The 21,191-nt window shown below is 63.8% G+C and carries 18 protein-coding genes, 1 tRNA gene and 1 pseudogene; 15 read left to right on the forward strand and 5 right to left on the reverse strand.

Annotation, left to right across the window (positions count from 1 at the left end; genetic code table 11):
* Window positions 1-71: 71 nt before the first annotated feature.
* Complete coding sequence (locus AC1DZU_RS11715; protein ID WP_184872439.1) at window positions 72-479, forward strand: F0F1 ATP synthase subunit epsilon; 408 nt, start codon at window positions 72-74, stop codon at window positions 477-479.
* A gap of 286 nt (window positions 480-765) precedes the next feature.
* Here AC1DZU_RS11715 and AC1DZU_RS11720 read toward each other — a convergent pair whose 3' ends face one another.
* Window positions 766-2,295: a mannitol dehydrogenase family protein gene (locus tag AC1DZU_RS11720; protein WP_477285435.1), complete on the reverse strand. Its 1,530-nt coding sequence runs from the start codon at window positions 2,293-2,295 to the stop codon at window positions 766-768.
* Window positions 2,296-2,389: 94 nt separating this feature from the next.
* On the opposite strand from AC1DZU_RS11720, the gene uxaC reads away from it, so the two are divergent.
* From uxaC to AC1DZU_RS11745, 5 genes are all read left to right on the forward strand, one after another.
* A complete protein-coding gene (gene uxaC / locus AC1DZU_RS11725; protein ID WP_477284735.1) occupies window positions 2,390-3,850 on the forward strand; it encodes a glucuronate isomerase in 1,461 nt (486 codons plus the stop codon).
* A gap of 112 nt (window positions 3,851-3,962) precedes the next feature.
* A complete protein-coding gene (locus AC1DZU_RS11730) occupies window positions 3,963-4,739 on the forward strand; it encodes a FadR/GntR family transcriptional regulator (RefSeq protein WP_477284737.1) in 777 nt (258 codons plus the stop codon).
* 22 nt (window positions 4,740-4,761) lie between these two features.
* The gene (kduI, locus tag AC1DZU_RS11735) at window positions 4,762-5,613 is read left to right on the forward strand and encodes a 5-dehydro-4-deoxy-D-glucuronate isomerase (protein ID WP_477284738.1); all 852 of its coding nucleotides are present in this window, start codon (window positions 4,762-4,764) and stop codon (window positions 5,611-5,613) included.
* Window positions 5,610-6,374 carry a 2-dehydro-3-deoxy-D-gluconate 5-dehydrogenase KduD gene (gene kduD, locus AC1DZU_RS11740; RefSeq protein ID WP_477284740.1) on the forward strand — a complete coding sequence of 255 codons (765 nt, stop codon included), beginning with the start codon at window positions 5,610-5,612 and terminating at the stop codon, window positions 6,372-6,374. The genes kduI and kduD overlap by 4 nt, the downstream gene beginning before the upstream one ends.
* Before the next feature lie 11 nt (window positions 6,375-6,385).
* Window positions 6,386-6,724 (forward strand): cupin domain-containing protein, encoded by a 339-nt coding sequence (locus AC1DZU_RS11745; protein ID WP_477284742.1) that lies wholly within the window; start codon window positions 6,386-6,388, stop codon window positions 6,722-6,724.
* A gap of 199 nt (window positions 6,725-6,923) precedes the next feature.
* Here the strand turns inward: AC1DZU_RS11745 and AC1DZU_RS11750 are convergent, their stop codons facing one another.
* The gene (locus AC1DZU_RS11750) at window positions 6,924-8,345 is read right to left on the reverse strand and encodes a coniferyl aldehyde dehydrogenase (RefSeq protein ID WP_477284744.1); all 1,422 of its coding nucleotides are present in this window, start codon (window positions 8,343-8,345) and stop codon (window positions 6,924-6,926) included.
* A gap of 232 nt (window positions 8,346-8,577) precedes the next feature.
* Here AC1DZU_RS11750 and recQ point away from each other — a divergent pair, with 232 nt between their 5' ends.
* The 3 genes from recQ to AC1DZU_RS11765 all read left to right on the forward strand — a co-directional run bounded on the left by recQ (window position 8,578) and on the right by AC1DZU_RS11765 (window position 13,721).
* Window positions 8,578-10,416 (forward strand): DNA helicase RecQ, encoded by a 1,839-nt coding sequence (gene recQ, locus AC1DZU_RS11755; protein ID WP_477284746.1) that lies wholly within the window; start codon window positions 8,578-8,580, stop codon window positions 10,414-10,416.
* Between the two features lie 220 nt (window positions 10,417-10,636).
* Complete coding sequence (locus AC1DZU_RS11760; protein ID WP_477284748.1) at window positions 10,637-11,560, forward strand: DUF535 family protein; 924 nt, start codon at window positions 10,637-10,639, stop codon at window positions 11,558-11,560.
* A 415-nt stretch (window positions 11,561-11,975) separates the two neighbouring features.
* Complete coding sequence (locus AC1DZU_RS11765; RefSeq protein WP_477284750.1) at window positions 11,976-13,721, forward strand: adenylate/guanylate cyclase domain-containing protein; 1,746 nt, start codon at window positions 11,976-11,978, stop codon at window positions 13,719-13,721.
* A gap of 133 nt (window positions 13,722-13,854) precedes the next feature.
* Here the strand turns inward: AC1DZU_RS11765 and AC1DZU_RS11770 are convergent, their stop codons facing one another.
* A complete protein-coding gene (locus tag AC1DZU_RS11770; RefSeq protein WP_477284752.1) occupies window positions 13,855-14,538 on the reverse strand; it encodes a class I SAM-dependent methyltransferase in 684 nt (227 codons plus the stop codon).
* 306 nt (window positions 14,539-14,844) lie between these two features.
* Between AC1DZU_RS11770 and AC1DZU_RS11775 the strand changes: the two genes are divergently transcribed.
* Complete coding sequence (locus tag AC1DZU_RS11775; protein WP_477285437.1) at window positions 14,845-15,123, forward strand: hypothetical protein; 279 nt, start codon at window positions 14,845-14,847, stop codon at window positions 15,121-15,123.
* 412 nt (window positions 15,124-15,535) lie between these two features.
* On the opposite strand, the gene AC1DZU_RS11780 is transcribed toward AC1DZU_RS11775, so the two are convergent.
* Window positions 15,536-15,625 (reverse strand) — tRNA-Ser (locus AC1DZU_RS11780).
* Window positions 15,626-16,028: 403 nt separating this feature from the next.
* On the opposite strand from AC1DZU_RS11780, the gene AC1DZU_RS11785 reads away from it, so the two are divergent.
* From AC1DZU_RS11785 to AC1DZU_RS11795, 3 genes are all read left to right on the forward strand, one after another.
* Window positions 16,029-16,697 (forward strand): 50S ribosomal protein L21, encoded by a 669-nt coding sequence (locus AC1DZU_RS11785; protein WP_477284754.1) that lies wholly within the window; start codon window positions 16,029-16,031, stop codon window positions 16,695-16,697.
* A 98-nt stretch (window positions 16,698-16,795) separates the two neighbouring features.
* The gene (rpmA, locus tag AC1DZU_RS11790) at window positions 16,796-17,065 is read left to right on the forward strand and encodes a 50S ribosomal protein L27 (RefSeq protein WP_013529063.1); all 270 of its coding nucleotides are present in this window, start codon (window positions 16,796-16,798) and stop codon (window positions 17,063-17,065) included.
* A gap of 119 nt (window positions 17,066-17,184) precedes the next feature.
* Window positions 17,185-17,772 (forward strand): GNAT family N-acetyltransferase, encoded by a 588-nt coding sequence (locus AC1DZU_RS11795; RefSeq protein ID WP_477284755.1) that lies wholly within the window; start codon window positions 17,185-17,187, stop codon window positions 17,770-17,772.
* Between the two features lie 173 nt (window positions 17,773-17,945).
* On the opposite strand, the pseudogene AC1DZU_RS11800 reads toward AC1DZU_RS11795, so the two are convergent.
* Window positions 17,946-18,807 (reverse strand): annotated as a pseudogene (locus AC1DZU_RS11800) (endonuclease/exonuclease/phosphatase family protein).
* Window positions 18,808-18,940: 133 nt separating this feature from the next.
* On the opposite strand from AC1DZU_RS11800, the gene obgE reads away from it, so the two are divergent.
* Together obgE and proB are read left to right on the forward strand one after the other, a co-directional pair.
* A complete protein-coding gene (obgE, locus tag AC1DZU_RS11805) occupies window positions 18,941-19,972 on the forward strand; it encodes a GTPase ObgE (RefSeq protein ID WP_095084190.1) in 1,032 nt (343 codons plus the stop codon).
* A 4-nt stretch (window positions 19,973-19,976) separates the two neighbouring features.
* A complete protein-coding gene (gene proB / locus AC1DZU_RS11810) occupies window positions 19,977-21,188 on the forward strand; it encodes a glutamate 5-kinase (protein ID WP_477284758.1) in 1,212 nt (403 codons plus the stop codon).
* The last annotated feature ends 3 nt before the right edge of the window (window positions 21,189-21,191 follow it).

A 21,191-nucleotide genomic window follows, 5' to 3' on the forward strand; every position in this document is an offset into this window, starting at 1 on the left:
GAATTGGGGCAATGTGAGCCGGGTGGGTTTTTCTACTCGCTACTCACTATTCCCTATTCGCTAGATTGATCATGGCCGAAGCTTTCAAGTTCGAACTGGTTTCTCCGGAGCGCCTGCTTGTTTCCGAGCAGGTCGAATCCGTCGTCATTCCGGGCGCCGAAGGCGAGATGACCGTGATGGCGCATCACGCCCCTGTCATGACCACGATCAAGCCGGGTGTGGTCACTGTTAAGACCGCGTCGGGCGGGGAAGAGCGCTATGTGGTGTTCGGCGGCTTCGCCGACATCGTTCCGGCCGGCTGCACGCTGCTGGCGGAATCGGCTGTGGCGGTGAAGGATGTTGACCGCGCCGATCTCGCGCGCCGCATCCAGGAGGCCAAGGAAGACGCCGCCGACGCCAAGGACGACGAGGCCCGCAGCAAGGCGGAACAGTTCCTTAGCCAGCTCACGACGTTGGAAGGCGCCATCCTGCCGGCCTGAAGTTTGTTTCAGATGACTATTAAAAAGCGGGGCCTTGCCTCGCTTTTTTTGTCGGACAAGTCCGGCTGCCTTGGGCAGGGGGGGGTGGCCGATGACGGAAGAAACAGCTGGGCGAGAAACAGCCTCGCGATCCCGATGGTCGACGGCACTACATCGGATTTTCGGGGTTATCGGGCGTAGATCTGGCTTGGCTGGCCAATCTCTCACGTATCGCTTTGATGGTCGTGTGGGTGGCACTCGTCGTGCCCTTCGCCCCGCGATCTAAGCCGGTCGGGTCCCGACTCGACTATTCACTTCCTATGCCCAACGCGGCGAAGGCCAGTGTCGGACCATCCCGTTGCAGGTGAACGAGATGGACAGCCACGAGTTCGATCAGTGTCTGGCGCTCGGCGTGGTCGGTGGCGAAGCCGGCAAGGTCGAACACCGCCGTGACGGTCTCATTCGCCGGTAGCTGCTGGCTCAAAAGCGCCGTCAGCGCCGCATCGAGTGGATCGGTGAAATGGCCCTCCGGCAAGGACTTTCCCCGCGCTGCGCAGGCGGCGATCCAAGCGGCGACCACCAGCGTGAGATGGACCAATTCGGTGCCGGCTTCCAAGCACTCCAAGGCCGATGCGACGATGCGTTGCGGCAGCTTCTGGCTGCCGTCATTGGCGATCTGCGCCGTACGGTGGGCAAGAGCGGTGTTCGAAAAGCGCTCGGTAAGCTCGGCAGTATAGGCAGCGGTATCCAGGTCGGCATCCTCCGGCAGCGTTGAAATGGCTTCGGCCCACAATGCATCGACGAACTGCCGGATTGCCGGGTCGGCGAAGGCACGATCGACGGTGGCATGACCGCTGAGCAGGCCGAGATAGGCGATGCCCGAATGCGCGCCGTTGAGTAGCCTGAGCTTCATGTCCTCGAAGGGGCCGACATCGCTGACCATGGTGACGCCGAATTTTTCCCAGGCCGGACGGCCCCCCGGAAAGTTGTCCTCGATCACCCATTGGGAGAACGGCTCGGTCATGACCGGCCAGGCGTCCTCGACGCCGAGTTCAACCGCAATCCGCGCCCGGTCGGCATCGGTGGTTGCCGGCACGATGCGGTCGACCATGCTGGAGGGAAACGCGACCTGGTCGGCGATGTGGCTGGCCAGGCCGCTATCGGCGTTCGCTGCGGGCCTGGCATCGCGCAATTCGGCGAATGCGATCAGCAGCCGGTGCAGCGTCGCACCATTGGCCGGCAGGTTGTCGCAGCAGAGCACGGTGAAGGGCGGCGTGCCGGCGGCACGTCGTCGCGCAAGCGCCTCGGCGAGGAATCCATGCGCTGTCTTCGGCATTTGCGGATTTGCCAGATCGTGGACGATATCGGGATGAGCGGTGTCCAGCCCGCCGCCGGCGGCCCTGAGATAGGCCTTTTCGGTGATCGTCAACGTCACGATGCGGGTGCGCGGATCGGTCAGCGCGGCCAGCACCGCGCCCGGGTCCTCCGGCGCCACCAGCATCGAGGCGATGGAGCCGATGACGCGAAGTTTCTCCTCGCCACTGCTCCTGATCGCCAGCGTGTAGAGCCCGTCCTGCGGCGAGAGCGCATCGCGTGTGTCGGCGCTGCGCAGCGAGACGCCGACGATGCCCCAGCCGGTCTCGCCAGCCGCCAGGCAGTCGTCGACATAGGCGGCCTGATGGGCGCGATGGAAGGCGCCGACGCCCAGATGCACGATGCCCGGGATGACGCGGCTGCGATCATAGGAAGGTGTCGCGACCGAAGCCGGCACTATTTGCGTCGCCTCGCTGGAAAGGCGTTTTGTCGTTGTGGCTCGGCTGGTCTGGTCGGACGGCATGAACTCGCCTCGGGGATGGTTGGCAAGCGGCGTAACATCCGATTTCTTGCCATGCAATGGTTGGAAAGTCATCATACAACAATCTAGTTTTTGTATGTTGACATTATTTCTTGTCGCCCCTACCGATAGCGGCCCTGGGAGGATCGTCGTGGCACTGACCAACGCGGATTTGCTGTTTCCCACCGACGCGCATTCGCGCTCCATCGCCCGCGATCTCTATGCCGGTATCAAGGATTTGCCCATCGTCAGCCCGCACGGTCATACCGATCCGCGCTGGTATGCGCTGAACGAGCCGTTCCCGGATCCGGCGCAATTGCTCATCGTGCCCGACCATTACATCTTCCGCATGCTGTTCAGCCAGGGCGTTCGCCTCGAGGACCTCGGCGTGGCGACCTTGGACGGCGCACCGGTGGAGACCGACGGCAGGGCGATCTGGCGACGCTTTGCCGAGAACTATTTCCTCTTCCGAGGCACGCCCACCCGGCTGTGGTTCGACCATGTGCTGGCGCATCTGTTCGGCATCGACGAACCGCTCGACGCGGCGACCGCCGACCGTCACTACGACACCATCGCTACGGTGCTGCAATGGGAGAATTTCCGCCCGCGCGCACTGTTCGAGCGCTTCAACATCGAGGTCATCGCGACAACGGAAGGCGCGCTCGACGATCTCAAATGGCACCAGATGATCCGCGACAGCGGCTGGGAGGGCAAGGTCATCACCGCCTATCGGCCGGACGCCGTCGTCGATCCCGACTTCGAGGGGTTCTCGGCCAATCTCGACAAGCTTGGCGAGATCACGGGCTGCGACACCGGCAGCTGGGCCGGCTATCTCGACGCCCACCGCCAGCGGCGTGCTTTCTTCAAAAGCTTTGGCGCGACGTCGTCCGATCACGGCCATCCGACGGCCGAGACCGCCAATCTCTCCCATGCGGCGGCGGAGGAACTGTTCAATCGTGTGCGTCATGGTTCGGACGACGAGCGCGAAAAGCGGTTGTTCCGCGCCCAGATGCTGACCGAAATGGCCAAGATGAGCCGGGATGACGGGCTTGTCCTGCAGATCCATCCCGGTTCATGGCGCAACCATTCGCCCTCCATTTTCCAGAAGTTCGGCCGCGACAAGGGTTTCGATATCCCGACCCGAACCGACTATGTGACGGCGCTCAAGCCCCTGCTCGATTGCGTCGGCCTAGAACGGGACCTCACAATCATCCTCTTCACGCTCGACGAGTCCAGCTATGCGCGCGAACTGGCACCGCTCGCCGGCACCTATCCGGCGCTGAAGCTCGGACCGGCTTGGTGGTTCCACGACAGCCCGGAGGGCATGCGCCGTTTCCGCGAGATGACCACCGAAACGGCCGGTTTCTACAACACCGTCGGCTTCAACGACGACACCCGCGCCTTTCCATCCATACCGGCGCGCCACGATGTGGCGCGGCGAGTCGACTGCGCGTTCCTGGCGCGTCTCGTCGCCGAGCATCGGCTGCGCGAGGACGAGGCGCACGAGCTGGCGCGGGACCTTGCCTACACGCTTGCCAAGAAGGCGTACCGGCTCTGAACCGGGCGCCAGAGATGCGCTCGATCTGGCGCGAGCCTCGTGGTTCTCGGGCTTGTGACCTATATTCCGGCCATCTCGCTCTGGTTGCCGGCGTGTTCAAATAGGGGGCGACATGGCATCGGATACCGAAACCGACCTCAGGGTCGAGAGAAAACCAAAGCTGTCGGAGACCGTCGTCGCGGCGATCCGCAAGCAGCTGCAGGCGGGCGAGATCCTGCCCGGCCACAAACTGCCGACCGAAGGCCAGTTGACCGAGACCTTCGGCGTCAGCCGCACCGTCATCCGCGAGGCTCTGGCCAAGCTTGCCGCCGACGGGCTGGTCGAGCCACGCCAGGGCGCCGGCGTCTTCGTCACCGAGCACATCTCGACGATGTTCGGCGCGCTGGCCGCGGACATGGGCAGCAAGGATTCGATCGCGCTCAACGTGCTCGAGGTGCGGCTCGCGATCGAGATCGAATCGGCCGGGCTCGCCGCCATCCGCCGCAACGCCGCGCAGGAGGCGGCGATCCAGGAAGCCTTCTTCGAATTCGAACGGCTGCTGCTTGCCAGCGAGCCGACCGGCCCGGCCGACCTTGCCTTCCACCGGGCGATCGCCAGTGCCACCAACAATCCCTTCTATGTCGAGATGCTCGACGTGCTCGGCCGGCGCGCCATTCCCTGCGACGTAACCTCGCCCTGGTCGACCGAGCTGGTGCAATCCGACACATATCAGCGTGGGCTGCAGCGCGAGCATCTGGTGATCCTCAATGCGATCACGTCAGGCGACGCCGAAGCCGCGCGCGAGGCGATGCGCGCGCACCTCAGCGCCAGCCAGCAGCGCTACCGCGAGCGGCTGCACGCAAGGCAGGTCTTCTACGCCAGTTCGGTCAAGGGCGCTGCCGGTGAATGACCCATCTCAAGTCAGGACTGCAATGAACCAGTGCCATACCGACTATACATCGCGCTTCGCCATCGACCCGGTCGCCGCCGCGGCGATGGGAACCGACGAACTGCGGCACAATTTTCACATCGACGATCTGTTCCAGCCCGGCCGTATCACCCTGACCTACACCCACTACGATCGCATGATCGTCGGCGGCGCCGTGCCGACTGACGCACCGCTTCAACTGGAGGCCATCAAGCCGACCGGGACCAAGGATTTTCTCGACCGCCGCGAGCTGATCGCTGTCAACATCGGTGGCGCCGGTGTCGTCAAGGCCGGCGGCCAACCTCATGAATTGCAGTCGCGCGACATGCTCTATCTCGGCATGGGCAGCAAGGATGTGTCGTTCGCCTCGGTGGATAAAGCCGCGCCGGCCAAATTCTACCTGCTCAGCGCGCCGGCGCATCAGGCCTGGCCGAGCCGGCTGATCCGCATCGGTGACGCCAAGCGTCTCGACCTCGGCAGCAAGCATAGCTGCAACGAGCGCTCGATCTTCCAGTTCATCCATGCCGAGGGCGCAAAAACCTGCCAGTTGGTGGTCGGCATGACGCAGTTGGCGCCGGGGTCGGTGTGGAACACAATGCCGTGCCATGTGCATGACCGGCGCATGGAAGCCTATCTCTATTTCGACCTGGCCGAGACGGCGCGCGTTTTCCACTTCATGGGCGAGCCGGACGAGACGCGTCATATCGTCATGGGCAACGAGGAGGCGGTGCTGTCGCCGGGCTGGTCGATCCACTCTGGCGCCGGCACTTCGAACTACGCCTTCATCTGGGCGATGGCCGGCGACAATGTCGACTATGCCGATGTCGACTCGGTGGCATTGGACGACTTGCGGTGAGCGACCTTTCCGCCTTCAGCCTGGCCGGCAAACGCATCCTCGTCACCGGCGCCAACACCGGCATCGGTCAAGGCATAGCCGTCTCGATCGCGCGTGCCGGCGGCGCGGTGATCGGCGTCGGGCGCTCGTCGATGGACGACACGGCAAGCAAGGTTGCCTCAGCCGGTGGGCAATTCGAGGCGGTAAGCGCCGACCTTGCCGACACGGCAGCCGCCGGCCCGATGCTGGACCGGATCTGGGACGAAAGCGGCCCGCTCGACGGGCTGGTCAACAATGCCGGTATCATCCGGCGCGCCGATGCCGTCGATTTGAGCGAAACCGACTGGGACGACGTCATGGACGTCAATTTGAAGACGGCCTTCCTGCTCTGCCAATCCTTCGCCAGACGCGCGCTTGCTGGCGGACGGCAAGGCAAGATCGTCAACATCGCTTCGGTGCTGAGTTTTCAGGGCGGCATCCGCGTCGCGTCCTACACCGCCTCGAAACACGGCGTGCTCGGCATCACCCGGCTGCTCGCCTGCGAATGGGCGGCAAAAGGCATCAACGTCAACGCCATCGCGCCCGGCTATATCGAGACAAACAACACGCAGGCGCTGCGTGCCGATCCAGACCGCAGTGCCGCCATCCTGGCGCGCATCCCGGCCGGGCGCTGGGGCGAAGCGGAAGACATTGGCGACGCCGCCGTCTTCCTTTTGGCGCCGGCGTCGAACTACATGCATGGCGCGGTGGTGCCGGTGGATGGCGGCTGGCTGGCACGATGAGGGAGGTGATGATGGCTGAGCCGAAGATTTTCGCACATGCCGGCGGGGGCGCCTGGACGGCGACGCCGGATGGCAACAGGCGGCGCGTCCTCCTGCACACCGATGAACTGATGATGGTCGAATTCGGCTTCGACAAGGGTGGCGTCGGCGCCGTGCATTCGCACCCGCATGTCCAGGCAAGCTACGTCGCCGAGGGCCGCTTCGAAGTGACCATCGACGGGCGGACGGAAATCCTCGAGACCGGAGCCAGCTTCATCGTGCCGTCCAACCTGGTGCACGGCGTCAAGGCGCTGGAAGCGGGGCGGCTGGTCGACAGTTTCACGCCGCACCGGGCCGATTTTCTTGCCTAGCCAAGGGCTTGCCTGGCCAAGAATAGGCGATCGAGCGCGGGCGAATGACCCGCGCCCCAAAGGAGACGCGGGTCTGTTGCCTGGGCGCTTGTGGCGCCGCGGTACTCAAAACATCACCGCAGGACATGGAAGCTGCCGCATCGTGGTGAAGATAGTCTTAACGCACCGGGTAGCTGCGACGACCGGCCGCTGTGTCCGGTCAGGTGATGTGCCGGAGCAGGCTGAAAATCCGCTCGAACGTCTTGGCATAGGGCGGACGCAGCAAGCCTCCCGCGCTTAGCCGCGACTGCAGGAAAACCGGCTTCTCCTTGCTGAAGGTGCGGAATCCCCATTCGCCGTGATAGGCGCCCATGCCGCTGGCGCCAACGCCGCCGAAGGGCTGGTTCTCCTGCACCAGATGCAGCATGCAGTCGTTGATGGTGACGCCGCCGGCGACCGTCTCGTGCAGGATGCGTCGACGATTGCCGCTGTCGCGACCGAACCAGTAGAGCGCCAGTGGCCGGTCCGCGCGATTCACATGGTCGATCGCCTCGTCGACGGTGGCGTATTCGACGATCGGCAGCACCGGACCAAAAATCTCTTCGCGCATCAGCCGCAGGTTCGGGCTGGCATTGCAAACCAGGGTCGGCAGCAACTTTCGGCTGGTGGTGCCGAACTCTTCGCGGGCCGGGTTGATTTCGGTGACATCAGCGCCGGCATCGCGTGCCTCGGCGATCATCCCGCGCAGTCGCTGGTAATGCCGGTCACTGATGATGGCGGTATAGTCGGGGTTGTCGCGCAAGGTCGGGTAGAGTCGCGCTATTGCTGTTGCGAGCTTGGCGGCGACGGTGCCTGCCTGTCCCTTCGGCACCAGCAGATAGTCCGGTGCGATGCAGGTCTGCCCGGCATTCAACAGCTTGCCATAGGCGATGCTGGCTGCTGCCGCATCGAGGTCGCAGGATGGATCGAAGATTGCCGGCGACTTGCCGCCGAGTTCGAGCGTGACCGGGGTCAGGTTGGCGGCCGCGGCGATCGCGACCTGGCGGCCGACCGCGGTCGAGCCGGTGAACAGCAAGTGATCAAACGGCATCGACACGAAGGCCTTTCCTATCTCGGCATCGCCGGTGATGACGCTGAGTTCGTCGGGCGCGAAATGCTCACCGGCCAGTTGCGCCAGCAAGGCGGAAAAAGCCGGCGTCAGTTCGGACGGCTTGACGAGCACGCGATTGCCGGCGGCGAGTGCCGCGGTCACCGGCGCGACAGCGAGCTGGAAGGGGTAGTTCCAGGGCGACACGATCCCGACGACACCGAGCGGCTGCGCGACGAGGCGATTTCTGCCCGGCAGGAACGGCACGGTGGTGGCAACGCGACGCTCGCGCATCCAGCCCCTCAGATGGGACATGGCGTGGCGGATGCCAGCGCGCACGACAAACAGTTCCGCAAGGCGCGTCTCGTGCGCGGAGCGGCCGCCAAAGTCGGCGTCGATCGCCGCACAGATATCGGCCTCATGCCGCTCGGTCAGTGCCAGCAGGCGCTTCAGGCGATCCTTGCGAACGCCAATGTCCGGGAAAGGCTGCGCCTCGAAGGCGGTACGCTGCAATTGAAACCGCTCGCCGAGAGCATCCTGTCTGGTCTGCAGCATCGCGCCCTCCCTGGCCCTGTGGGACAAGTTTACATCGCAGCGCGTGGAGGAATCCAGCGGCGGTGCCGGTGTCGCGGGGAAGGGACAGCACGGATCATCGGGTTCTTGCAAAGGGGCGTTGTGGTTGGATGATGGCTGCGCTACTCCAAAGCGTCACGCGGAGAGTCGTTTTGATCGGTTTCCACATCCTCTCCAATTCACGAAAAATCGTTTCCAGCCCGGTGTCCGACTGATGCAGGCACAGGCAGCGAGCATTCGGGCCGAGGACCCCAAGCGGCGCGTCCTGAAGGATGTGTTCGGCTTTGATGATTTTCGCCCCGGCCAGGCCGATGTCATGGACGCGCTGCTGGCCGGGCGCCATGTTCTGGCCGTCATGCCGACGGGTGCGGGCAAGTCGCTTTGCTACCAGGTGCCGGCGCTGGTTCTGGGCGGCCTGACAATTGTCGTTTCGCCGCTGGTGGCGCTGATGCAGGATCAGGTCGCCGCCTTGCGCCTTGCCGGCGTCGCCGCCGACACCATCAATTCCTCGATCGACCGCGAGGCCAATGTCGCCGCCTGGCGTCGCGTCGTGGCGGGCCAGACGCGCCTGCTCTATCTCGCGCCGGAGCGGCTGATGACCGAGCGGATGCTCGAGGCGCTCGCCAGGCTCGACGTCAACCTGATCGCTGTCGACGAGGCGCATTGCATCTCGCAATGGGGGCCGGCGTTCCGGCGCGAGTATGAAGACTTGTCGCGACTGCGCGACATCTTCCCCAACGTGCCGATTATCGCGCTGACGGCGACGGCGGACGAGGGCACGCGCACCGACATCGAGGCGATGCTGTTCGCCGAGCGCGTCGAAACCCTGGTGCTGGGCTTCGACCGGCCGAACATCAAGCTTGGCATCGCGGCCAAGCAGGACAGCAAGCGCCAGTTGCTGACCTTCGTCGAGCGCCACCCCGGCCGGAGCGGCATCGTCTATTGCCTGTCGCGCAAGAAGACGGAGGAAATGGCGGCCTTCCTCGAGAAGAACGGCGTCACCGCGCTCGCCTACCATGCCGGCATGAGCAAGGACGCGCGTGATGCCAACCAGAACAGCTTCATGACCCTGTCCGGCGTCGTCATGGTGGCGACCATTGCCTTCGGCATGGGCATCGACAAGCCTGACGTCGCCTATGTCTTCCACACCGATCTGCCGGGCAGCCTGGAGGCCTATTATCAGGAAATCGGCCGCGCCGGCCGCGACGGGCGGCCTGCCGAGGCGCATATGCTGTTCGGCCTTGGCGATATCCGCATGCGGCGGATGTTCATCGACGACGAGGATGCGCCGCCCGAGCACAAGAGGCGCTCGCATGGCCGGCTCGACACGCTGATCGGCTATTGCGAGACGGCGCAATGCCGCCGCCAGGTGCTGCTCGGCTATTTCGGCGAGGAAGCGTCATCTTGCGGCAATTGCGACACCTGCCTCGACCAGGCGCCGCGCGCCGATGGTGGAGCGGAGGCGCGGACCATCCTGGCGGCGGTCGCGCAGAGCGGAGAACGCTTCGGTGCCGGCCATGTCATCGATATCCTGCTCGGCCATGAGACCGAGAAGGTGCTGGCCAGGAACCACCAGAGGCTGGCCTGCTTCGGCAGCGGACTGGCGCACAAGAAGGATTTCTGGCTGTCGCTGATCCGGCAGCTCGTCGCGGGCGGTTTCCTGATGCCGGATCCGGGCGGCCATGGCGGCCTCGCCATTGCCGAAAAGGGCCATGCGCTTGGTCGTGGCGAAATGCCGTTCCACTACCGCGTCGAAGTGCGCAGCCGCGCCTTGCGCGGCAAGATGCGCTCCGCCCAGGCCGCGGACATGGAAGGCGTCGATGCTTCGCTGCTGGCCGCGCTGAAGACCCTGCGGCTGCGCCTCGCCAAGGAGCGCCAGGTGCCGGCCTATGTGGTGTTTTCCGATCGCACGCTGATCGACATGGCCGAGCGCCGCCCGGCCGATCTCGACGCCTTCGCCGAAGTGAATGGCGTCGGGGCGGCGAAGCTCAAGGAATTCGGCCAGGTTTTTCTTGCCGCAATCGCGGGCCACCAGTCGGGTGGCTTGGGCTGAGGGCGACACGCGTCGGCAGCAGCACATGTCATTGTCGCACTCTTCGTGCATCCGACGGGAACAAGCGCACTGCGATTTTTCCGCCGGCTCAACGGATCCGTAAGCCGGCCATTTTCGTGGCCACATTACAAATCCGTAATGTCGCGGCGAAGCGCCGATAAGCTAAAGATTCCAACAATGAGGCACGGAGAATGCGAAGGGTGAGCATTTGAATGGGGCAATGTCGCCATCGCCGCCGCGGGTTGATCGCAAACGGCAGACCTCCGGCTTTCGACGCGGACTGAACCGATGCGTCCATACGATCAAGTGGGCGGCGCTTCGTTGGATATTCCGCCGCGACATCGCCGCCATCCAGTCCAAACTCGGTGCCGAACCCTTCGCGGCGATCCTTCAGAAGTATCCGGACATTCCCCTGAAGCCCGTCCGATCCTACCTGACGACTGGGCTGAGGCGCGGGCATCGTCGGGTCGCCGTCGTCGGTCACTATGTTGCGGCGGCGCAGCTTTTCACCGACGCGGCCCTGATCAGGAGCCACACCGGCGGCCAACAACTGCTGGATCTCTCGACCGCGGTGGGTAATGTCACGGTTGAACTGACCGGCCAGGATAAGTTGTACCGGGAGGCAGAGTGTCGCCTGCTCCTGCGCCTGGGTGGGCGACCAATCACCGAGATGGGCCTTGCGATTGTGGATAGATCGCTCCTGCGGCTCAGCGGGCAGGGACGGGTGCTTTGGATCGGCGCGCTCAAGTCCGCATCGGTTGGTGTGCAAGGTCTCGATGATGCGCGCACGCTGACGAAGGCCATGGAAGGACTGCGACCCAAAACATTGTTGCTGCTGGTGGCCCAGGCGCTCGCACGCTCCTTGAACATTTCCGGTCTTGTTGCCGCATCCAACGCGGGGCATGTCTTTGCAAATGATTTTGCCCTGCGCCACCGTATTTCGGCAGACTACGACAGCTTCTGGGTCGAATCCGGGGGCGGCCGGGTCCACCCGACGATGTTCGATCTGCCCCTTACGAAACCGCAGCGTGATCCGGCTGAATACAAACCGAACAAGCGGGCGCAGCTACGCAGGCGTCAGCATCTCGAGCTGGAGATCGCCCGCCGAGTAGGCGAGGCAATCAAGCCTTTGCGCCGCACCTGACAACCTGGTGGACCTTGCGAAATCTTACGCCGCCGGCAACCTGTCGGCAGCCCATGGCCCTGGCCATCAGGCCCATTCACGTTATGCCCGATACAAAAGCACCGCCACGGTGGCGTCAACCGGTTACACAGGGCAGGAAATATCTCCGACCTTCTGGGAGGAGTGGCGTTTCAGCGTCCCCAGAGGCTGCGTGGGCGTGTCGTCGGTTGGCTGTTAGCGCGGCGACTGGAAGGCTCCACGCCTTGAAAGCGGGATAGCGAAATCTCGTGAAGGCAAGGTCAAGCTGCGTTCTCCGTTCTGTATCGGCGACGGTCGGAGACTGGGAGAGATGGATACCATGCACGGGAGGCGTCTGGAAGTTGGCAGGGCATGGATGCGGGGTGGCCCGCGTGCAGGGGCCTGGCTGAGCGGTGAAATGACCACGCGGCGCCACCTCGCAGCGATCCTGGCTTGCGACGTGGTCGGCTATGCGCGCCTGACGGAGCGCGACGAGCGCGGCACGCTCGAGCGGTTGAAGATCTACCGCAAGGACCTCCTCGAACCGCTGGTCTCCGAGCACCAGGGTCGGATCGTCAAGCTCACCGGCGACGGCATGCTGTGCGAGTTCGCGAGCGTCGTCAACGCGGTGACCTCGGCGATGGCGATTCAGCAGGCCCTGGCAGAACACGAGGCGGAGACGCCCGAGGAAGAGCGGATACGCTTGCGCATCGGCGTCAATCTCGGCGACGTGGTCTGCGAGGAGGACGGCGACCTCTACGGCGACGGGGTCAACATCGCCGCCCGCCTCGAAAGCGTCGCCGATCCCGGCACCGTGCTCGTCTCGGGCACCGCCTACGACCACCTTCAGGGCAAGCTCGACTGCGGCTTCACGCCGCTCGGCGAGTTGCGCCTCAAGAACATCGAGCGGCCTGTGCGCGCCTACCGCGTCGAGACGGACGCCAGCGCCACGGCGGCTGCACCGCCGGCCCTGCCCGAGAAACCCTCGATCGCGGTTCTGCCTTTCACCAACATGAGCGGCGACCCCGACCAGGAATATTTCGCCGACGGGCTGGTGGAGGACATCATCACGGGATTGAGCCGGGTGAACTCCTTCTTCGTGATCGCCCGCAACTCGTCCTTCACCTACAAGGGCCGGGCGGTGGACCTGCGCCAGGTCGGGCGCGAGCTGGGCGTCCGCTACGTGCTCGAAGGCAGCATCCGCAGAGCAGGATCGCGGGTGCGCATCAGTGGGCAGTTGGTGGACGCGATCAGCGGACACCATGTCTGGGCCGACCGCTTCGAGGGCGACGTGAGTGACATCTTCGAGCTGCAGGACAAGGTGACCGAGAGCGTCGTCGGCGCTGTCGAGCCGAGCATCCGGCTGCAGGAGATCAAGCAGGCGCGCATGAAGCCGACCGACTACATCAGCGCCTACGACCTCTACCTACGCGCGCTGCCGCGCTTCTACAGCATGACGCGCGAAGGCTTTGCCGACGTGCGCCGGCTCATCAACGAGGCGCTCAGCATCGACCCTGGCTTCAACTTGGCAAAGGGACTCGGCGCCTATATCCGCAGCCTGTCCGTGAGCCAGTGCTGGCACGAGCCCGACGATGTCCGAGTCGCCGTGCGCATGGCGCGCGAGGTCCTGGCGGAAGCGCGCGACGACCCCACGAGCCTGCGCTTCGCCGCGCAGGTGATCGCCTACAGCGCGAAGGACTACGAGATGGCGCTGGGCGCGATCGAACGATCCCTGCTGCTCAACCCCAATTCGGCGCAGGGCCATACCGGCAGCGGCTGGGTGAACGCACATGCCAGCCGCCCACTCGTCGCGATCGAGCACTTTCACAGGGCAATGCGGCTGAGCCCGGTCGACCCCGAGAAGGGCATCGCCCTCTCCGGCATCGGAATGAGCTACCTGATGCTCGAGCGCTACGAGGAAGCGCTGGCATGGGGAGAACGCGCCCTGCACGAGATGCCGAACTACGGCTCCTCGCACCGGGTGGTGATCATGGCGCTGGTCAAACTCAACCGGCTGGACGAGGCGCAGGCAGCGGCGCGGCGGCTGATGGAGGCGTTTCCGACCTTCACGCTCACCCTGCAGAGACAGATCAACCCGTGGCTGGACAAGGTGTTCGCCGAGCGTTACGTCGAGGCGCTGGGCATCTCCGGCGTGCCGGAGTGATCGTCGCGCCCGCTTGACTGAGGGATGAGCGCGTAGAGCAGCCCTGAACAGCCGGCGAGCTGTCTGTTGGGTTCGCGTCGAACTTCCGTGCGGCACCGCCCGGGAAGAGCATCGCCTCGATGCTGAACTGAAATCAGGCCGCGCGCTTGCAGATTTCAGTCCGCTTCATGCCGTTTTTGCGAGCAGTGATCTTGGCGATCAGCTTGTCCAAGGGGCCGCGCTTTTCGGAAACGATGAAGAGATAATCGCGGCCTGGCCAATTCATCGCCGCGCGCGCGATCTGCTCGCGCCACCATGCTGGCGGCTTGATAGTCACGTGCGCATTCCAGCCATTCGGGAGTGTCTTCTGCGCCGGATAGGACGCAATGTTGGCGAATACGAATTTCTCGCCATAGCCAAACATTTCGCTGAGCACCCATGGAATGTCTTCTTCCGGAATGTGCTCCAGTACGTCGGTCGAGATCACACCGTCGAAGCGGCCCTGCGGCAATTGCGAATACTCTGACACACCGGGGTCGTAGAATGTGACACAGCTGACACCCCAGTAATCATGCACGCGGTCAATCGTTTTGCCATTCGGCAAGGTTACGGAAGCCTGCTTGTGAATGACGGCTTTGCCACTGCCGTAATCGAGTAGGGTGTGTGCGCCTGACCCTTGCACAAGCGCGCGAATCGTCTCGATGAAGGGCAGCAGGCTGTTGCCCGCGAACAAGGTCTCCGCTGGTTCCCGGGCGCTCGGCAGACCTGCGGCGTGGATGTCGGAATAGATGCGCTGCAACTCAAGGAAGCGCGCGCTGGGGTTCTGGCGCTGCTTCACCCACGCAAAATTCGGGCAGGTGCAAGTGCGTTGGTCTCCTCCTCGCGTGGCTGTGGCTTTCGTCATCATAGTCGGTGAGGGGAGCATCACTGTCTTCTGTCTCGGACGGGATCCGCTTCTATGGCCGCGTGACGCGGTTTCTGACGACGGCGCGGTCATAACTTTCACCTTGGGGGGCTAGTCGTGACATCGGCACGGACGGGGCGTGATGGCGACCCGACGCTTCACCCTAAAGAAGGCAGATCACCGGGGCCTTGCCGCATACTTACGGTTTGGTAAGAACCGTCGTCGTTCATTTGTTTGTCGGTGCTCCAGAGCCGGAAATCCCGCGCCGGTAACTCGCTGGAGCTACATGCGAGAGAGATATTTACCGAAGAGGGTCTTCGGCCGCCTCGACCAAGCTGTCCTCGCCAAAGCGGTCCTCGCAAAGCCTCCCGGGCGAACTTGTGCCGCAAGACCCCGCCGACGAACCGGCGAGCGTGTTGTTGGGGCGCGTCAGGACCGAGCGAGGTGGGATGCGGAAGGCAAGGCGCTCCCCACGAGCGAAGTCGGCTTTTTAGGATTTGGAGAGACGTAGATACATAGTGACGGCAGTTACAACCTGTCCCGCATGGACTGGGATTGTGGACTGTCGGTTGCAAGCACCTTGCTTCGGCAGAGGCACTGTTCGATCGCAAACGCACTAATGACGATGCTATGCTTCTCGTTGATCGTGAAGCCGGAAAAGTCTTGCGCTCAGTAGGGTTTGAGGACCCCGACCAAGGATCCGCTACTTCGGATGGTTGTAGTGCGAGCCGAGGGCGCTGGCAGGAGGTGGCGTATGTCTGGCACCAGCCTTGGAACATAGTGAAAGATGGCGGTCGACCCTCTGGGCTACAGATGCAGCGATTGGCCAGTTTGGAGGTCCAAGCACCGTTCCAAGATGCAGCCAAGGATGCAGGCCGTCATCTTGAAATTTCTAAAAGCGTAATGAAACCAAATAGATATGGAAAATAACTGGCGGAGAGGGAGGGATTCGAACCCCCGATGGGCTTGCACCCATGCCGCATTTCGAGTGCGGTGCATTCGACCACTCTGCCACCTCTCCGCGGTCATGGTCGGCCGTTGCCGGCGCGGCGCACTAGATAACGGCTGAATGGGCAGGTTACAAGGCCAATCCGCGAGTTATTTGGCTTCCTGGACAAGCGGTGGATTTGCACTGGTATCTGCGGTCGAGCCCGCACGGATTTCCGTGCACCCGACGCAGCTTGCCCCCCGACGACGGCAACGCCGTGCGATCATGTCGACATGGCGAGATGCTTGCCGAGCTAATAACCGCCTCGGGAACGGCTTCGCCTTGACTTGCACCCAACCTTCGGCTAGGGACAGCGCGCAATCGGCGTGGAGGGTTCTTCCGCGCCGCTTGTTTTTTGAACCCGCAGACTGACAAAAAGACGGCCAAACCGCCAGAGGCGGTTCATCAAGGCCGACCGAACAGCGAAAGGCAAAAAATGTTCGCAGTCATTAAAACGGGTGGCAAGCAGTATCGCGTTGCCGCCAACGATCTCCTGAAGATCGAAAAAGTCGAAGCCAACGTCGGCGACATGGTCGAGATCGGGCACGTGCTCGCGCATGGCGAGGGCGAGAATGTCACGTTCGGCGCGCCGTTCGTCGATGGCGCGGTGGTCACCGCCGAAGTCGTCGAGCAGGGCAAGAACCGCACAGTCATCGCTTTCAAGAAGCGCCGCCGGCAGAATTCGCGCCGCAAGATCGGCCATCGTCAGCTTTTGACCACCGTGCGGATCTCGGAGATCCTGCTGGGTGGCGCCAAGCCGACGAAGACGGCAGCCGTCAAGGCGCCGAAGAAGGAAGCCAAGGCAGAGGCCGCCACCGAAGCGAAGGCGGAAGCCGCGCCGAAGAAGGAGCCCAAGGCCAAGGCCAGCGAGACCGCGGCAGCGCCGTTGTTCAAGGCGCCGAAGGGCGAGCCGGACGACCTGACCGTGATCAAGGGCATCGGCCCGGTCGCTGCCAAGGACCTGGCCGAGCAGGGCATCATCACCTTCGCCCAGCTCGCCAAGCTGACCGACAAGGATGTCGCCAAGATCGACGAGCACATGCCCTTCAGCGCCGACCAGATCAAGGACTGGCGCGAGCAGGCCAAGGAATTGGCGGCGAAGTAATCTTCTGGCGATAAGGTCGCCGGAATCGGACTTGAAACGGAACGCGAACGCGTTCATAAGGCCTTTTAGGCGCCTTGCGGCGCAACGGAGTTAGTTAGATGGCACACAAGAAAGCTGGCGGCTCGTCGCGCAACGGTCGCGACTCGCATTCCAAGCGTCTGGGCGTGAAGAAGTTCGGCGGCGAAGCCGTCATCCCGGGCAACATCATCATTCGTCAACGCGGCACGACCTGGCATCCCGGTGTCAATGTCGGCATGGGCACGGACCATACCCTTTTCGCGCTCGAGACCGGCGCCGTGACGTTCAACAAAAAAGCCAACGGCCGAACCTACGTATCGGTCAACCCGATTGCCAAAGCCGCGGAGTAGCCGGTTCCGCACTAGAACACCGGCGCCCATCTCGGGAACCGGTGTCTGGCAAAGCCAGGAAAAGGATCAGGGGAGATGGGTTTCCATCTCCCCTTTTTCTTGGCCTGGAGGACTTTCACATGGTTGCCGAAGCGGAAGACACCGAAGACGAAAGTTACGCGATAGACTGCCCGGTCCTGGTCACCGAGCGGCTGGTGATGCGGGCGCCCCGCGAAGACGACATCCCGCAACTGGTCGAACTTGCCGACAACCGTCATGTCGCCGAAATGCTGGCCCGCATGCCGCATCCCTATGGCGAGGCCGAGGGACGCGCCTTCCTTGCCATGACCAAGTCGCGCCGTGCCGGCATCGCCTATGCCTTGACGCTGGCCGGCACCGACACCTTTGTCGGCTGCGCCGGTCTCAACACCACCGATCGCGGGCTGGAACTCGGCTACTGGATCGGCGAGCCGCACTGGAAGAAGGGCTATGCGACCGAAGCTGCCCATGCACTGGTCGACCTCGCCTTCCAGAAGACGTCGATCCAGGTGCTGCATGCCTCGACGCGAGTCATCAATCCGGCCTCGCGCCGGGTCATCCACAAGTGCGGCTTCCAGTATGCCGGCCAGGGCATGTTGAACTCGATCGTCGCCGGCCAGGTGCCGGTCGAGCGCTACCGCCTCGACCGGAAGACCTGGACCAGCCTCAGGAACTGGGTGCATTTTTGAGGTGTATCGATATTCAGGTGAGGCCGGCCTGCGAATGGCGGTTTCCTGCGCTTCCGGTGCTCACGTACTTTAAGTACGCTTCGCTCCGGTGCTCGGAAGCCACCATTCTCGGGTCGGCCTGACCTGAATCTCGACGCACCTCGCGTCACATCGAAATCACAGGTTTGAAAAAGTCAGCCCAGTTCGACCCATACCGGCAGGTGGTCCGAACCGACAGCCTGACGGTTGACCCACAGACGCTTCAGCGATTTGGCCAGCGAAGCGCTGGTGAAGACATAGTCAATGCGCTTGTGGCGGCTGGCGTTGGCGGGCTGTTTGGGGTCGACCCAGCTGACCAGATCGTCGCCGGTGACATTGAGGCGCATGGCGGCATCGACGGCAAAGTCGGCGGTCAGCGGCATGCCGAATTCATGGTCCGGGCGGCCGGCGAGTTCGACATATTCGGGTGAGCCGGCCAGCATGTTGAAATCGCCCATGCCGACGAAGGCTTCGGGGTGCGGCAATTCCGGCAGGCCGATCTCGGCGACGCCGGACAAGGCGCCGCCTTCGAGCGCATAGTTCAGCAGGCGTCGGCGCAGGAACTGAATCTGGCTGGCGCGTTCGACCGGGCTGCGGTGATCGAGATGGATGGAATAGAAGCGAATGAAACCCAACGGCGTCTCGATCAGCGCTTCCAGCGCGCCGCGCTGGAAATTCATCATCTCGAAGCTGCGGCTGCGCGGCAAAAGCAGATTGCGCGATAGATGAATGGGCGTTTTCGACAGCACCATATTGCCGAGCTGGAAGGTCGTGGTGATGGCGCGGCCGTTGTCGATGCGCGAGCCGATATTGGCCTCGAAATTGCTGCCATAGACGGGGGGGCAGCGCCTCGCCGATCTCGGCGACCATGTCGCGGCCGCCGTTACGGGGATTGTTGCGGGTGACCTCCTGCAGGGCGATCACGTCGGCGCCGCGCACGGCGTCAGTGATGCGACCGACATCGTACTGCCCATCGAGGCCGATGCCGTACTGGACGTTGTAGGTTACAAGCTTCATTCCGACATCTCTCCAGCCGGTCCCAAGCGGCCATTGTCATAAAACGGCCTCGCCCTTCGCCGCGCCTTGGTTTAGAGCAAGGCGCTAGATTTAGAGCAATGCCGCAAAGCCACTAGCAGAAACTGCACAGCCCATGAAATTTCTCGATCAAGCCAAAGTCTACATACGCTCCGGTGACGGCGGCGCCGGTTCGGTGTCGTTCCGGCGCGAAAAATTCATCGAGTTCGGCGGACCGGACGGCGGCGATGGCGGCCGTGGGGGTGATGTCTGGCTGGAGGCGGTCAACGGGCTGAACACGCTGATCGACTATCGCTACCAGCAGCATTTCAAGGCCAAGACCGGCGTCCACGGAATGGGCCGCAACATGACCGGCGCCAAGGGCGCCGATGTCACGCTGAAAGTGCCGGCGGGAACGCAGGTGTTCGAGGAAGACAACGAGACGCTGATCTGCGATCTGACCGTGGTCGGCCAGCGCTTTCTGCTGGCCAAGGGCGGCAATGGCGGCTTCGGCAACCAACATTTCAAGACCTCGACCAACCAGGCGCCGCGCCGTGCCAATCCCGGCCTGCCGGGCGAAGAGCTCAACATCTGGCTGCGGCTGAAGCTGATCGCCGATGCCGGGCTGGTCGGGCTGCCCAATGCCGGCAAGTCGACTTTCCTCGCTGCGGTGACCGCGGCCAAGCCCAAGATCGCCGACTATCCGTTCACGACGCTGCATCCCGGTCTTGGCGTTGCCCGCATCGACGCGCGCGAATTCGTCATCGCCGACATTCCAGGCTTGATCGAAGGCGCGCATGAGGGCGTCGGCATCGGCGACCGCTTCCTCGGCCATGTCGAACGCACACGCGTGCTGCTGCACCTGGTCTCGGCGCAGGAGGAAAACCCGGGCAAGGCCTACAAGACAGTGCGCGCCGAACTCGACGCCTATGGCAACGGCCTGACCGACAAGGTCGAGATCGTCGCGCTCTCCCAGGTCGACACGCTCGACGCCGATGCGCGCAAGAAGAAGGTCGCCTCGCTGAAGCGTGCCGCTGGCCGGGCGCCGATGCTGTTGTCGGCGGTCACCGGCGAAGGCGTCGAGGCGGTGCTGCGGGCGCTGATGGCGGTGGTGGGCGAGGCGCGGGCGCAAATCTCGGCCCCGGTCGAGACACGCTGGGAAAAGTAAGGCCATGCAGTCGCTGAAGACATACCGGCGCATCACCGTGAAGATCGGCTCGGCGCTGCTGGTCGACCGCGCGACGGGCCTGAAGCGCGACTGGCTGGCCTCGCTCGCCGACGACATTGCCGTGCTGGCCCAGGGCGGGGCTGAAATCCTGGTCGTGTCGTCCGGCGCCATCGCGCTTGGCCGCACCATCCTTGGACTGGGCAAGCGGGCCCTGAAGCTCGAGGAAAGCCAGGCGGCAGCCGCCGTCGGACAGATTGCGCTCGCCGGTGCCTGGTCGGAAGCGCTCGGCAGAGGGAGCCTGAAATCTGGGCAGATCCTGCTGACGCTCGGCGACACCGAGGAGCGCCGCCGCTACCTCAACGCGCGGGCGACGATCTCGACGCTGCTCAAGATGAAAGCGGTGCCGGTCATCAACGAGAACGACACCGTGGCGACCTCCGAAATCCGTTATGGTGACAATGACCGGCTGGCCGCGCGCGTCGCGACCATGATGGGCGCCGACCTTTTGGTGCTGCTTTCCGATATCGACGGGCTCTACACGGCACCGCCGGCGCGCGATCCCGGTGCAAAGTTCATTCCGGTGGTTGATCGCATCACGCCCGACATCGAGGCGATGGCGGGCGCCGCCGCTTCGGAACTGTCGCGCGGCGGCATGCGGACAAAGCTCGATGCCGGCAAGATCGCCACCGCCGCCGGCACCGCCATGATCATCACGTCGGGCACGCGGCTGTCGCCATTGATGGCGATCGAACGCGGCGAGCGCGCCACCTTCTTCCGGCCGAGCAGCAATCCGGTCAAGGGCTACAAGACCTGGATCGCCGGCCAGCTCGAACCTGCCGGTCGGCTGACGGTTGATGCCGGCGCCATCGGCGCGCTGTTGTCGGGCAAGTCGCTGCTGCCGGCCGGCGTCAAGCTGGTCAGCGGCAATTTCTCGCGCGGCGACACCGTGGCGATCCTGTCGCCCGAGGGCCGCGAGATCGCGCGCGGGCTGGTTGCCTACGATGCCGCCGATGCCGTAAGGATCGCAGGGCTGAAGACGGCCGAGATCGAAACCGTGCTCGGTTATGAGGCGCGTTCGGCGATGATCCACCGCGACGACCTTGTGGTGAGCCATCCCGGCGACCAAGTACGGGCTGGCGACCAAGTACAGCCCGCTGACCAAGTGCGGGCCGGTGACGAACTACGGGCCAGTGACGAAGTATCGAGCGGAGGATGAGCC

The organism is Mesorhizobium sp. P2_A12 (assembly GCF_056405075.1).

Coding starts and splice junctions, on each gene's coding strand:
- AC1DZU_RS11715 (WP_184872439.1), top strand. CDS start 72: ATGGCCGAAGCTTTCAAGTTCGAACTGGTTTCTCCGGAGCGCCTGCTT.
- AC1DZU_RS11720 (WP_477285435.1), bottom strand. CDS start 2,295: ATGCCGTCCGACCAGACCAGCCGAGCCACAACGACAAAACGCCTTTCC.
- uxaC (WP_477284735.1), top strand. CDS start 2,390: ATGTTGACATTATTTCTTGTCGCCCCTACCGATAGCGGCCCTGGGAGG.
- AC1DZU_RS11730 (WP_477284737.1), top strand. CDS start 3,963: ATGGCATCGGATACCGAAACCGACCTCAGGGTCGAGAGAAAACCAAAG.
- kduI (WP_477284738.1), top strand. CDS start 4,762: ATGAACCAGTGCCATACCGACTATACATCGCGCTTCGCCATCGACCCG.
- AC1DZU_RS11745 (WP_477284742.1), top strand. CDS start 6,386: ATGGCTGAGCCGAAGATTTTCGCACATGCCGGCGGGGGCGCCTGGACG.
- AC1DZU_RS11750 (WP_477284744.1), bottom strand. CDS start 8,345: ATGCTGCAGACCAGACAGGATGCTCTCGGCGAGCGGTTTCAATTGCAG.
- recQ (WP_477284746.1), top strand. CDS start 8,578: ATGCAGGCACAGGCAGCGAGCATTCGGGCCGAGGACCCCAAGCGGCGC.
- AC1DZU_RS11760 (WP_477284748.1), top strand. CDS start 10,637: ATGTCGCCATCGCCGCCGCGGGTTGATCGCAAACGGCAGACCTCCGGC.
- AC1DZU_RS11765 (WP_477284750.1), top strand. CDS start 11,976: ATGACCACGCGGCGCCACCTCGCAGCGATCCTGGCTTGCGACGTGGTC.
- AC1DZU_RS11785 (WP_477284754.1), top strand. CDS start 16,029: ATGTTCGCAGTCATTAAAACGGGTGGCAAGCAGTATCGCGTTGCCGCC.
- rpmA (WP_013529063.1), top strand. CDS start 16,796: ATGGCACACAAGAAAGCTGGCGGCTCGTCGCGCAACGGTCGCGACTCG.
- AC1DZU_RS11795 (WP_477284755.1), top strand. CDS start 17,185: ATGGTTGCCGAAGCGGAAGACACCGAAGACGAAAGTTACGCGATAGAC.
- obgE (WP_095084190.1), top strand. CDS start 18,941: ATGAAATTTCTCGATCAAGCCAAAGTCTACATACGCTCCGGTGACGGC.
- proB (WP_477284758.1), top strand. CDS start 19,977: ATGCAGTCGCTGAAGACATACCGGCGCATCACCGTGAAGATCGGCTCG.